The sequence below is a fragment of the Acidocella sp. genome, assembly GCF_050253495.1.
Lineage (GTDB): Bacteria > Pseudomonadota > Alphaproteobacteria > Acetobacterales > Acetobacteraceae > Acidocella.
The window spans coordinates 45,162-57,574 of record NZ_JBFWIX010000021.1; the positions used below are offsets into that span (position 1 = coordinate 45,162).

General features: G+C 60.5%; 8 protein-coding genes and 1 pseudogene. 7 read left to right on the plus strand and 2 right to left on the minus strand.

The window, feature by feature from the left end:
- The first annotated feature begins 31 nt into the window (after window positions 1-31).
- Together AB7D48_RS14060 and AB7D48_RS14065 are read left to right on the plus strand one after the other, a co-directional pair.
- Window positions 32-1,468: an FMN-binding glutamate synthase family protein gene (locus AB7D48_RS14060; protein WP_427980292.1), complete on the plus strand. Its 1,437-nt coding sequence runs from the start codon at window positions 32-34 to the stop codon at window positions 1,466-1,468.
- Complete coding sequence (locus AB7D48_RS14065; RefSeq protein WP_427980295.1) at window positions 1,465-3,234, plus strand: hypothetical protein; 1,770 nt, start codon at window positions 1,465-1,467, stop codon at window positions 3,232-3,234. Before AB7D48_RS14060 ends, AB7D48_RS14065 begins: the two co-directional genes overlap by 4 nt.
- Here AB7D48_RS14065 and AB7D48_RS14070 read toward each other — a convergent pair.
- Window positions 3,216-4,283: an anhydro-N-acetylmuramic acid kinase gene (locus AB7D48_RS14070; protein WP_427980311.1), complete on the minus strand. Its 1,068-nt coding sequence runs from the start codon at window positions 4,281-4,283 to the stop codon at window positions 3,216-3,218. The genes AB7D48_RS14065 and AB7D48_RS14070 overlap by 19 nt on opposite strands.
- A 258-nt stretch (window positions 4,284-4,541) precedes the next feature.
- Between AB7D48_RS14070 and AB7D48_RS14075 the strand changes: the two genes are divergently transcribed.
- The 4 genes from AB7D48_RS14075 to tyrS are packed head-to-tail and all read left to right on the plus strand — an operon-like array spanning window position 4,542 to window position 9,313.
- Window positions 4,542-5,645, plus strand: coding sequence for a phosphatase PAP2 family protein (locus AB7D48_RS14075; RefSeq protein ID WP_427980297.1), 1,104 nt, complete (start codon window positions 4,542-4,544; stop codon window positions 5,643-5,645).
- Window positions 5,639-6,868 (plus strand): glycosyltransferase family 87 protein, encoded by a 1,230-nt coding sequence (locus tag AB7D48_RS14080; protein ID WP_427980298.1) that lies wholly within the window; start codon window positions 5,639-5,641, stop codon window positions 6,866-6,868. Before AB7D48_RS14075 ends, AB7D48_RS14080 begins: the two co-directional genes overlap by 7 nt.
- Window positions 6,865-8,073 carry a glycosyltransferase family 87 protein gene (locus AB7D48_RS14085; protein WP_427980301.1) on the plus strand — a complete coding sequence of 403 codons (1,209 nt, stop codon included), beginning with the start codon at window positions 6,865-6,867 and terminating at the stop codon, window positions 8,071-8,073. The genes AB7D48_RS14080 and AB7D48_RS14085 overlap by 4 nt, the downstream gene beginning before the upstream one ends.
- 4 nt (window positions 8,074-8,077) lie before the next feature.
- Window positions 8,078-9,313, plus strand: coding sequence for a tyrosine--tRNA ligase (tyrS, locus tag AB7D48_RS14090; RefSeq protein WP_427980303.1), 1,236 nt, complete (start codon window positions 8,078-8,080; stop codon window positions 9,311-9,313).
- Window positions 9,314-9,385: 72 nt separating this feature from the next.
- Here tyrS and AB7D48_RS14095 read toward each other — a convergent pair whose 3' ends face one another.
- The gene (locus AB7D48_RS14095; protein WP_427980306.1) at window positions 9,386-10,420 is read right to left on the minus strand and encodes a glycosyltransferase family 8 protein; all 1,035 of its coding nucleotides are present in this window, start codon (window positions 10,418-10,420) and stop codon (window positions 9,386-9,388) included.
- Window positions 10,421-10,607: 187 nt separating this feature from the next.
- Between AB7D48_RS14095 and AB7D48_RS14100 the strand changes: the two are divergent.
- Window positions 10,608-12,290 (plus strand): annotated as a pseudogene (locus AB7D48_RS14100) (transglutaminase family protein); the annotation flags it as partial.
- Between the last annotated feature and the right edge of the window lie 123 nt (window positions 12,291-12,413).

Here is a 12,413-nt window from a genome sequence, read left to right on the forward strand (position 1 = left end):
CCAATGACAAGGCCGCAGGAATGGGAGGAGCATGAGCATGACCCTGTGGGCCATTGTGGGATTATTGATTATCCTGGGGCTGGTTGGCCTTTTCATTCACGACAAGCTGCAGACCCGCCACACCGTGCTGCGCAATTTCCCGGTTATCGGACATTTTCGCTATTTTGCCGAAACCTGGGGCGAATATATGCGTCAGTATCAATATCTCTCGGACTGGGTGGAGCGTCCCTTCAACCGCCTTGAGCGCAGTTGGGTCTACAGATCCGCCAAGGGGGTTTCCAATTTCATCAGTTTCGGTTCTGAGGCCGTGCCCGTGTTTGTGTTTCGCAACGCGGCTTTTCCGGTTTTGGATGAGGACAAGAAATCCTACCCCGGCAAGCTGATCGGCATTGCCGATGGGCCAGGTGCTTGCGAGCATCCATATGCCGCGCACAGTTTTTTCAACATTTCCGGTATGTCCTACGGTGCGCTCAGCCATACGGCGGTCACGGCGCTTTCGCGCGGGGCGAAGCTGGCGGGAGTCTGGATGAGCACGGGCGAGGGGGGGCTGAGCAGCTTCCACCTGGAAGGTGGCGCGGACATCGTCATGCAGATCGGTACCGCCAAATATGGCGTGCGCGACGAGGAGGGAAATCTTTCCGAGGCGAAGCTGCGCGAGATCGCCGCCAAGCCGCAGGTGAAAATGTTCGAGGTGAAGCTCGCGCAAGGCGCGAAACCGGGCAAGGGCGGTATTTTGCCGGGAAACAAGGTAACGCCCGAGATCGCCAAGATCCGTGGCATTGCCGTGGGGCAGGATTCTGTTTCCCCAAACCGTCACCGCGACATTGGCGGTGTTCAGGAACTGGGGGCTTTCGTCGATCGTGTCCGCCGCATCACGGGCAAGCCCGTGGGCGTGAAGTTCGTACTCGGCGATCCGGCTTTCCTGGATGAATGGTTTGGCGATTGCGCGGCGCACCCTGAGCATTGTCCCGACTATGTGCAGATCGATGGTGGCGAGGGCGGCACCGGCGCGGCGCCGGAAGCGCTGGCTGATTATGTCGGGCTGCCGATCACCCAGGCGCTGCCCTATGTCGCGGCGATGCGTTATGAGCACGGGTTGCAGCAGCGCATTCGCATCATTGCCTCCGGCAAGCTGATCACCCCCGACAAGGTGGCCTGGGCATTGTGCATGGGAGCGGATTTTGTTTCCTCCGCGCGGGGCTTCATGTTTTCCCTGGGCTGTATCCAGGCGATGAAATGCGGCTCCGGCCATTGCCCCACTGGCGTGACCGCCGCCGAGCCGCGCTTGATCAATGGGCTCGACCCGACCGACAAGGCCGTGCGTGTGTCGCGTTACGCCTTGAAGATGCGCGACGAGGTCGAGATCATCGCCCATAGCTGCGGCCTGTCTGATTCCAGCCAGTTCGCGCCGCGATATGTCACCGCCGTCGAGAACGGTGTGGCGGGGTTCCGGGCACAGTCCAGTTGATCTATCCGCTGCTATTTCTGCTGGCGGCGGGACTGAATATCCTGCTTGGGCTGCCTCAATGGCCCCATGTGCTGGCGGGAAATTTGCAGGACCCCGATTCCTACATGCGCCTGCTGCGGATCGAGCAAGGGGTGCATGCGGGGCATCTTGTCACCATTGTGGCCGGCGATCAGTCCGGCCATGGCGTGATGGTGGAATGGTCCCGCTTGCTGGATATGATTATTTGGCTCTTGGCCGCGCCAATGGCGCCGTTTCTTGGTTGGCACAGGGCTTTGTTTGCCGCCGGCGTGGCGCTAGGGCCGCTCGGCGTGGGGTGGCTTGGCGTCTCCCTGGCTTGGGCGGTGGAGCCCATGGCCCTGCGTCGGCATTTATGGTCCGCCGCCGCCGCCTCCGCACTCTTGCCCGCCATCGCCAGCATCGCTTTGCCGGGCGTGGTGCATTATCATGTGGCGCTGCTGGCGCTCATCACACTGACCGCGGGATGCGTGCTGCGTGCCGTGCGCGACAATGTCTGGTACGGCTTTCTGGCGGGGGTTTGCGGCGGTTTCGCCATCTGGATGACGCCCGAGACGATGCCTTTTGTGCTGATGGCCTATGGAGCGCTGGCGTTGCGCTGGCTTTATGCCCGTAACGCGGTGGTGTTGCTGGCCACGGGAGCGGGCTGTTTCGACGTGCTCGGGGCAGGGTTGTTCGTCGACCCGCCGGCGGGTGGCTACGGTGTTCCGGAGATCGATAGGCTTTCCTATGTTTATCTCGCGCTAGGATTGATTCTGCTGGCCAGCGCGACCTTGCTGCTGCGTGTGCAGCAGGCACGGCATGCGCGCTGGCGCGGGCCGCTGGGGCTGCTGGTGATGGGGTTGCCCCTGCTAGGCTGGATGTTGGTTTTCCCTGGTGTGGTGGAAGGGCCGGCCGGTCTGCTGCCCCCCGCCGAGGCCAAGGTCTTTTTCTCCAATATTCTTGAACAGATGCCTCCGCGTGGGTTGGAGTTGATTGTCTTTCTGCTGCCGGGAGCATGGGCTGTTTTCTACGCGATGACCCGTGCCTGGAGGGAGTGGCGGGCTCCGCGCGCGCCGTTCCACGCCGACGCTGACATCGACCTGCTGGGTACGGCACCGCGCGTGCCGCTTGCCTGGGCTTATGTCGCGCTGTGCGCCGCCGTCGCCCTGGGGCTGGGGGCAGGCTATTTGCTGTTCACCTCGCTATCCGCCATTTTCGCGGCGGCCTTGTTGCCGGTGGCTCTCAGCTGGATCGAGGGGACGGGCGGTAGCCAGGCTTTATTCAAGCGCATGGCGTTATTGTGCCTGATTTTGCTAGGACCGTTTCTGGCGGCGCGCGCCAATGCGCACGCCGCCACGCCAACCGTCGGCATGGGCAAGGCCTATCCATCCTGCGCTTTACACAATATCGCTCCATTGCTGGCGCCGGCGGCGGGGCAGGTGGTGTTGGCCCTGCCGCAGGATACGCCGGAATTGCTGTATCGCAGCCATATCTTCACGGTCGGATCGTTATATCATCATGGGATCGCCGGGTTCATGAAGGATCGCGCCGCGTGGCGTGCCAGCCCCGGCTTGCGTGAACCGGCGGCCGTTGCGCGGACCGATGCGCATTATGTGCTGTTCTGTTCCACCGCGGGGCGTTTCTTGCTGGTGGCGGATCTGCCCCGCAGCACCTTATGGGACGCCCTGAATGAGGGCGTGGTGCCGCCATGGCTAAAAGCGCTGGCCCATAACAAGGATGGCTGGACTCTTTACAAAATTGTTCCGTAAAGCCGCCCGCCGGTTTGCGGTGTGGGCACGCCCGTTGTGGTGGGAAGAGAGAGAGGCAAGCCGCGCCAGGAGCGAACCGCCAGAAACGCGAAGCATTGCGCTTCCAGCGCATCGCCATTCCAGCCCACCGCCTCCACGGGTCTGACCGGTCCGGCAAATTGCATGGTCAGGCCATGCATCAGCGCTTTGTTGTGCCGTCCGCCACCGGTTACCAGAACCTGTTTTGGCGGCAGTGGCCAAGGCGCTTGGGCAATGGCCGCGCAAATGAAGGCGGCCAAGGTCGCGGCGGCCACCTCGGGAGGTAAATTTTCCGTCGCCTGAGCGATGAGGGTCGAAAAACTCAAGCGGTCTAGCGATTTAGGCGCGGGCAGCCTGAAGAAGGGATGAGCCAGCAATTGTTCGAGCCGGGTGGAGCATGCCTGGCCTGAAGAGGCCAAGGCACCATCCTTATCATAAGGTTGGCCCAGATGTTTTTGCGCCAGATCATCCAAGGGGCCGTTGCCGGGCCCCGTATCGCAGGCGAGAATCTCTCCCTCGGGCCCCAGCCAAGTGGCGTTGGCCACCCCGCCGATATTCACGATCAGCAGGGGTTTTTCCAGGCTTTTCGCCAGCGCCGCGTGAAACAGTGGCACCAGAGGGGCGGCCTGACCGCCAGCCGCCATGTCCGCGGACCGGAAATCATAGATCACGGGCAGGTGGGTGAGACGGGCCAGAAGAGCGGGATCGCCGATCTGCCAGGTTCGGCGGGCTTCCGGCGCGTGCAGGATGGTCTGGCCATGAAACCCTATGATATCCGCGTTGCGGCCCAGCATTGCCACCGCCAAGGCGTGTTCCCGGGTTAGCTGCCCCTCGATACGGCGCAGCAAGGGGTCGTCCGGATTCAGGGTTGGGGCCTGTTCCAGAAGCTGGCGAAGAGCCGCGCGCAACTCTGCATCGTACAGAACCGTGGCGGCGGGGCCGAAGCCGCGGATGCTTTCGCCGTCCGTCTCGATCCAGGCGGCGTCCACCCCGTCCAGCGATGTGCCGGACATCAGCCCGATGGCCTTCAGGAAGTTCTTCGACATGGCAGAGCATTGAAACGCCTTGCGGCCGATTGCAAGGAAGTGCTCCGTAACGGTCTTGTTTCATGAAATTAATGTTTTAGTGCAAGAGGCGACAGGCAATCCAGGATGAATCGAGGAGCAGGCGGGCCAATGAGCGGATATACGGACACGGCGGCTTTCCTGAGCCGCAATTGGCTAACCAACTGCACGGCGGCGATTGCCTTCGCGATCAGTGAAATCCTGGCCCTGCGAGGCTTGTTGCCCGTGGTTCTGCATCCGGGAGAAGTATTGGCGATGGAAAGTGTCGCCATTCTCGCCGTGGCGGCCTCACCTCGTTTGCGGGTGGCTGGGCAATGGCTTGTGCTGGCCCTGCTTTGCGCGGCTTCGTTCTCTTTGTTGGCGGTCACTTTCGCCACCACGGAGTGGAAAGATGCATTCAAGGGGTTTCCTGCCATTTTTCTGTGCGGGGTTTGCTTTTGGATCGTTGCCCAGAGGGTTCATAAATGGGGACGCCCTTATCGGATCGTCTGCTCCTGTTTGACGAGCGTTGCCTGTTTGTTTGTTGGCGCCATCATTGCCTGGTCGCTGCTGGATACCGCCGTGAGGTATCTGCCTTACGTATATGATCCCGTTCTATTCCGTTTCGATTATATATTGAATCTGAATATCTTTTACCATCTGGCTGTTTTGCTCGGCAATCATCCACAGCTGTACCAGCTTATTTTGGTGCTTTATAAATACAACTTGGTCTTCGCTATTCCCGCGATATTTTCGGAAGCTTTCCATACGCGTAAGGCCGCCTCGACCTTGCCGCTTGAATTACTGCTTTCCTCTTTCTTGGTGTTTCCATTTTTCTGCATGGTGCCCGCCTTGGCCCCGGCTTTCTTTTTTGGCGGTGCTTTTCCCTCCGCCTTACCATCGGCCATGGCTTTACCGCTCCACGCGGTCGTGGCGCCGGCGTCGTCGATCCGCAACACGTTTCCATCCTTGCATGCGAGTTGGGCGATTCTTTGTGTGTTGGCGCTGCGCGATTCGCCCCTTTGGCACAGGCTTGTCGGGATCTCGTATATGTTTTTCATTTTCGTTGCGACGCTTGGCTTTGGCGAACATTATGCCATTGACTGGCTGGGAGCGATGCCGTTGGTTCTCGTCGTGCGTTCTCTCGCGGCGTTGCCACGTCCGGCAAAAGTTTGGTTTCCTCCCTTGATCTGCGGCTTGCTGCTGTTGTTTGGCTGGGTACTGGAAATTCAGCATGCCGATTTTGTGCGTGAATTGCCGGTTTGTCTTTGGGGGCTAGCTGGCATGTCGCTGATATTGCCAATCTGGTTTGAAGCAAAGCTGGCGGTGGCGGAACGCAAGACATGCTGACATGCCTGCGCGATTGGCTGAAGACCGCCTATCACCTTCTGTGCCTGGGCATATTGCTGTGGCTATGGGGGGCGGTGTTCATGCAGTTTTTAGGGATCATGCTGCCAAGACTCGATCATCTGGGGCTCGCTGGCATGTCCGTCAATGACCGCCCTTGCGGTAGCCCTCAATGCGATTTTTCAGGGTTTTGGGCTGCGGGGTTATTGGCGCGGGCGGGGCAATTCAGCGTGCTGTTCGACCCACAGGCCTTTCTGGGCTTTTTGCATCGCATCTTTTCACCGGATGCGGAAATGATTCGCTGGTATTATCCACCGGTTGCCTTATTGCCAGTGGCGGTTATCTCCTTTCTACCATTTGAGCTTGCTTTCTGGGTGTGGAACATTTGCTTCCTGGCTGCCTCGGTCTGGTTGCTTCGCAAGGCTGGGTTGGTGTGGCCTGTCGTTGCAATGGTGCTGATGAGCCCAGCGGCATTATGGAATCTGGAGTTGGGTCAGTTCGGCATTATAATGGGATCCTGCCTGATTTTCGGATTATTCTGTCTGGCGCGAGAAAAATGGCAAGGTGGCGCGGTGCTCGGCATACTGCTTTGCAAACCTCAATATGCGCTTCTGACACCCGTGGCGATGTTTGCTTGCCGGAGCTGGCGCTTCATGCTGGCCTGCGCCCTGGTGGTCGGGGTGCTTCTGTTATGTTCGGCTGGTCTTTTTGGCCTGCAAGTCTGGCATATTTATTTGACGCGGGGGCTTCGCGTTTCACACGAGGTTTTGCAACTGGCCTTCAATGGCCATAATTCAGAAAAATTCGGCGTTTCCGTGTTCTGGATGGTCCGCAGTTTCGGCGGAGGCTTGAGCCTTTCATATTGGTTGCAGGCCTGCTGTAGCCTGGCGGCTCTGTTGGGAACCTGGCTGACATGGCGTCACCATGGTCTTGCCGCGGAAGCGCGGGTTGGGGTTACGGTCATTCTCTCGCTTCTGGCAACGCCTTATGGCTATACGGACGATATGGTGGCTTGGTCCGCGGTTCTGGCATTGTCGGCTTGGCGGCGGAACTGGCGGTTGGGCGGGCTGGATGTGTTGTTCTGGATCTGGCCAATGCTATGCCCGGTCATATCGGAACGCACCGGTTTGCTCTTCACGCCGGTTATTGTCTTGCTTTCGCTTTGGCGCGTGACGCGCCGGCCCGGCGCGTCACCAGAGTTTTCCTTGATTCGAGGTCATGCATGAGAGCGAGATTCCTCGCTTATGCCCGCTTGATCGACAGGCTCGGCGGAACCCTCTTGCTGCTTGCCTTCTGGGGGGGGCTGCTATTTGCCTTTGCCCTGCATATGGCGCCGCGCCTTGCTTATCTGACGGGAGCACCGATCGGCGACGACCTACCCTGCCACACGCCTGAATGCGATTTCGGTGTATTCTGGCCGGCGGGGATTCTCGCGCGCGCGGGGGCGTTCTCGGTCTTGTACGACCATGCGCGCTTTGGCGTCATTGCCGCGTCGATGCTCAACACCCATGGGTATATTGAGCATTTTCTGTATCCGCCGACGATGCTACCGCTGATGGGAGGCATTTCCTTTTTGCCGTTCGAGCAGGCGGCCTTCGTTTGGATGTTCGGCCAATTATTGCTGGCTGCGATCCTGCTGCGCGTCGCACGGTTTTCCTGGCCGGTCATTCTGGCCGCTCTGTTCAGCCCCGCGGCGCTTTTTGGCACGGAGATCGGTCAGATCGGCGTAATCTGCGGCGCTTGCCTGGTCTGCGGGTTGGTTTTGGCCAACCGGAATCGTCAGGCTGCTGGCGGTCTTCTCCTGGGGATTCTCGCCATGAAGCCCCAGGTGGGAATTCTGGTGCCATTCGCCCTGATGGTCCGGCGCCAATGGCGAGGGCTATTGTTTTTCGTCCTGGCGGCGTTGGGGTTGTGCCTTCTCGCCACCGCCTGGTTTGGCACGGCTCCCTGGCGTGCCTTTCTGGCGGAGGATCATGCGGAAATAGCCACCATGCTCAATCGTCCCTTCGATCCGCATACCTACCAGGGCTGGGGCGTTTCCAGCTTCTGGATGGCGCGCGGTTTCGGGGCGGGGGTGGAGCTGGCACGGTTCATCCAGGCGGCTGTCATCGCCTTATCCGTCGCCGCCTTGTATGTTTTGCGGCGACGCGCCAATTTCGTGGAACTGGTGGTTTATCTCTCCTTGCTGGCTTCGCCTTACGGTTTTGCTTACGGCATGGTCGGTTTCTCGCTCATGCTCGCGGACTCCGCCCGCCAGCGTGGGTGGCGCATAGGGTTGCTGGATGCCGCCTTGTTCCTCTGGCCTGGTCTGTGCCTCGTCGTTTCGATCGCCACCGAGCGTGAACTAACCCCGCTTATCGTCCTGGCCGCCTTGCTGCGCACGGCTTTGCCCGCCCGGCCTCCTGTGCTACCCGCCCCGGCACAGGAGTAGAACCATGGCGAAAAGCGCGTTTTTGGCCGAGGCGAAGGCCCGCGGCTATATTTTCCAGTGCACCGATGAAGCAGCGCTCGACCAAGCCTGCGCAAACGGCATGATCGCCGGCTATGCCGGGTTCGACCTCACGGCCGACAGCCTGCATGTCGGCCATATGATTCCGATCATGCTGCTGCGTCTGTTCCAGCGCCATGGCCACCGCCCGGTGGCGTTGATGGGGGGGGGCACCACCCGCATCGGCGATCCGTCCTTCCGTGAGGAAGCCCGGCAGCTTCTCTCCGACGAGCAAATCGCCAAGAACCTGATCGGCATTCGTAAGAATCTGGAAGCTTTTCTGGATTTTGGCGCCGGACCGCGAGATGCCATCTTGGTCAATAACGCGGACTGGCTGGATAATCTGTCTTATATCGGGCTGCTGCGCGAGGTGGGGGTGCATTTCTCCGTCAACCGCATGCTCTCCTTTGATTCGGTGAAATCCCGCCTGGATCGGGAGCAAGGGCTCACCTTTCTGGAATTCAATTATTCCATTCTTCAAAGCTATGATTTCCGGGAGTTGAGCCGGCGCCAGAACGTGGTGTTGCAGATGGGAGGTTCCGACCAATGGGGCAATATTGTCTCCGGGATCGAGCTTGTGCGCCGGACAGATCAGAAATCCGTATTCGGCCTTACCACCCCGCTCATCACCACGGCCTCGGGCCAGAAGATGGGCAAGAGCGCGGCGGGTGCCGTCTGGCTTTCAGCCGAGAAGTTGAGCCCTTATCATTACTGGCAGTTCTGGCGGAATACGGAAGACGCTGATGTTGGCCGCTTTCTGCGTCTGTTCACGGATGTTTCCCTGGATGAAATCGCCCGGCTGGAGACGCTGGATGGAACCGAGATCAATCAGGCCAAGATTGTCCTGGCGACGGAGGCAACGAGCCTGGCTCATGGCCGGGCCGCGGCCGAGGAGGCCGCCGAGACCGCCCGCAAACTATTCACTGAAGGGATCGCCGATGGGGGGCTGCCCAGCGTGAGCCTCGCGGCAGAGGAATTCGGTGAGGGAATGCCGGCTTTTGCCTTGTTTGTGAAAGCCGGGCTCGCCGCGTCCAATGGCGAGGCGCGCCGCTTGATCCGTGGCGGCGGCGCGCGTCTGGACGATGTGGTGATCATGGACGAAGCGTTGATGATTGCCCCTAAACCTGAACAAAAGCTCTCGGTGGGCAAGAAACAGCATGTGCTGGTGAGGGTCGAGGGGTAGCAATCAAAGGGAAGCCTACCCCGGACAGCCGCCTGCGCCAGATTTGTTGGCCAAGCATCCGGGGCTGAACAGCTAGCCCATCGCCGCCCGCCAAGCTCTGGCGTCTTGCGCTGACAGATCCGCATAACGCGCCGCGCCGTCGGCGAAACCGGCGCGGACATCCCGCCAGAGACGTGGCGCCATGCCTGAGAAATTGGCGATATGCCCGACCAATGCAGCTTCTGGAACATGCCGGGCCTTTCGTGCCGCGCGCAGCGCGGCGCGCCGCCGCCAGGGCAGCATGGAACATAGGCTGGGATGCATGAAGTCCGGCCAGGGCGTATCCTTGAACAACTCGGCAAAGGCCCGCATATCCGCCTGCCCATAGAGCGTTGCCCATTCCGGGTCGCGCCAGGGCTTCAGCACGTTCAGATAATGCAGAATATGAGGGTTGATCGTCTCTTCCAGCCCCAGCCCCATATAATGGGTACAAAAATTCCAACGCGGGGAGAGTTCCAGCACCCGTTTGGCGGCCAGCACATTCAGCGCGTCCTGGTCCATGAAGCGCAAAACCGAACCGTGTCTGGCGATGAAGGCGCTGGCGCGTTCCCATAGTAATTCCCTTCGCCAGAGTGAGGCGTTCATCAGGATCACGCCGCTATTGAAATAAGGGCCTTCAATGGGCAGGCCGATCTGGCGCCGATAATCGTTCCAATCTTCCCGCCCGGCGGCGGCCCCCAGATAGCGCCCGCAATCCTCGACCATCGCGGCCAGGGTCTCGCCCATCTCCAGCCTGAACAAAGGGGCTAACGGGCCGATGATTCGCGTATCCGAATCTATGTAGAGCAGCCGCTCATAATCGCGCAGCCACAGCGTGGGCGCGGCTAGCCGTGCATAGGCGAAAGCGGACATATGAGATGGACCACCAGCCGTGAGCAATGTGCCGGGCAGGTTGATGGGCAAGAGCCGTGCGCCTGGTGGTGGCGTCGTTCGCGCCAGATCCTCGGGCACCAGAAGCCAGACATCGAAGTCGCGCTCTGCTTCGCTCGCCACCGTTCGCGCCGCGGTCCAGGCCAGGGGCAGGTAGGTGTTGTCCGCCGTGAAGAAGACCGCCTTGCTTGCGGTCATGCCTTGGATTCCGGCGCCGCCTGGCGCATGCGATGCCCTCCCAGAAGCATTTTGCCCGCTTGATGCTCGCACTATGCGCATGCCCTGGCAATCACGCCAATGTCATGCGCGCTTTCTGCTCTGGTTGCTATTGCGTTGCGAAACCGGCCTGCGCATGCTGGCGGTAAAGTGTAGTCAAGGAGTCTGCATGTCCATTCACGCCGCCATCACGCACCGCACCTCCTATAAATATGACCGCCCGGTGGCCTTGGGCCCGCAAACCATCCGCCTGCGCCCAGCACCCTATGCGCGCACCCCTATTATTTCCTACGCTTTGCAAATTTCGCCTAAACCGCATTTTCTCAACTGGCAGCAGGACCCGCAGGGAAATTATCTGGCCCGCGTGGTGTTTCCCGAGCGTGTCACCAGCTTCGAGGTCGTCGTCGATCTTGTGGCCGACATGGCCACGATCAACCCGTTTGATTTCTTTCTGGAACCGGAGGCCGAAACCTATCCTTTCGCCTACGATCCCGTGCTGGCCGACGAGTTGGCGCCTTTCCGCGTCCTCAATACGCCCGGCCCCTTGCTGTCGGGCTTGGTCGAGGAAATCAAAGCCGAGTTCGCCGGCGAACAGCCCCGTACGGTGGACATGCTGGTCGAGATCAACCGCATCGTGCATGAGCGGATTTTTTATGTGGTGCGCATGGAGCCGGGTGTTTACACGCCCGAGGAAACGCTGAGCCTTGCCAAGGGGTCCTGCCGCGATTCCGGCTGGCTGCTGGTGAATTTGCTCCGTCATCTTGGTTATGCGGCGCGGTTTGTTTCCGGTTATCTCATTCAGCTGACCGCCGACCAAAAGCCCGTGGATGGCGGCGCCGCTGGGCCGGAAGCGGATTTCACGGACCTGCATGCCTGGGCGGAGGTCTATCTGCCCGGCGCCGGCTGGGTCGGACTGGACGCGACTTCTGGCCTGTTCGCCGGCGAGGGGCATATCCCGCTCGCCGCCACGCCTTCTCCGCAATCAGCCGCCCCCATCTCGGGCGGTTTCACGGCGGAAGACGGTACCGAAGCCGAGTTCGATTTTCATATGGAAGTCCATCGGATTTCCGAAACACCGCGCGTCACCAAGCCTTATACCGAGAAGCAATGGCAGGATATTCTGGCCCGTGGAGCCCGGGTGGACAGGGCCTTGCTTCAGCACGATGTCCGTCTGACCATGGGCGGCGAGCCCACTTTCGTCTCCGCCACCGATCATGAGGGGGCGGAGTGGAACATCGACGCGCTTGGCCCCACCAAGCGCGCTTATGCCGGGCGGCTGATCCGCAAGCTCACGCCGCTTTGGGGCAAGGGGGCGGCGCTCACCTATAATATGGGTAAGCATTATCCTGGCGAGCAATTGCCCCGCTGGGCCATTCATGCCCATTGGCGCGCGGATGGTGAACCGGTCTGGCAAGAACCTTCACTGCTGGCCTCCGACGACGATGTCGACAATGCCACCGCCGACGACACCGCGCTGTTCGCCCAGGCCCTGGCCGAACGGCTACAGGTGGACCCCGGTTTGGTCCGTGCCGCGCATGAGGATATTCATTATTATCTCTGGCGGGAGAAACGTCTCCCCGCCAATGTGGCCTCCGAAGACGCCAAATTGCGCGATCCGCTGGAGCGCGCGCGGCTGGCCAAGGTCTTTGGCCAGGGGCTGGCGGCCAATGTCGGTTCGGTGCTGCCGCTGCGCCGTGTGATCATGGATGGCCAGCGCCGCTGGCAATCCGGCCATTGGTTCTTCAAGGACGATCTGCTTTTCCTGATTCCTGGCGACAGTCCCATCGGCCTGCGTCTACCCCTGGATAGCCTGCCCTGGGCCGACCCGGATCATATCGAGCAGGATCATGAACATACATTCCCCAAGTGGCATGCCGTCTGACGTGAGTTTCGCCTGAATCCGACCGCAGGACAATCATTTTCCGTCCCGAGCGGCGTCGTCGGGCGCGCAAGGCGCTGAGACAGGGCAGATCGG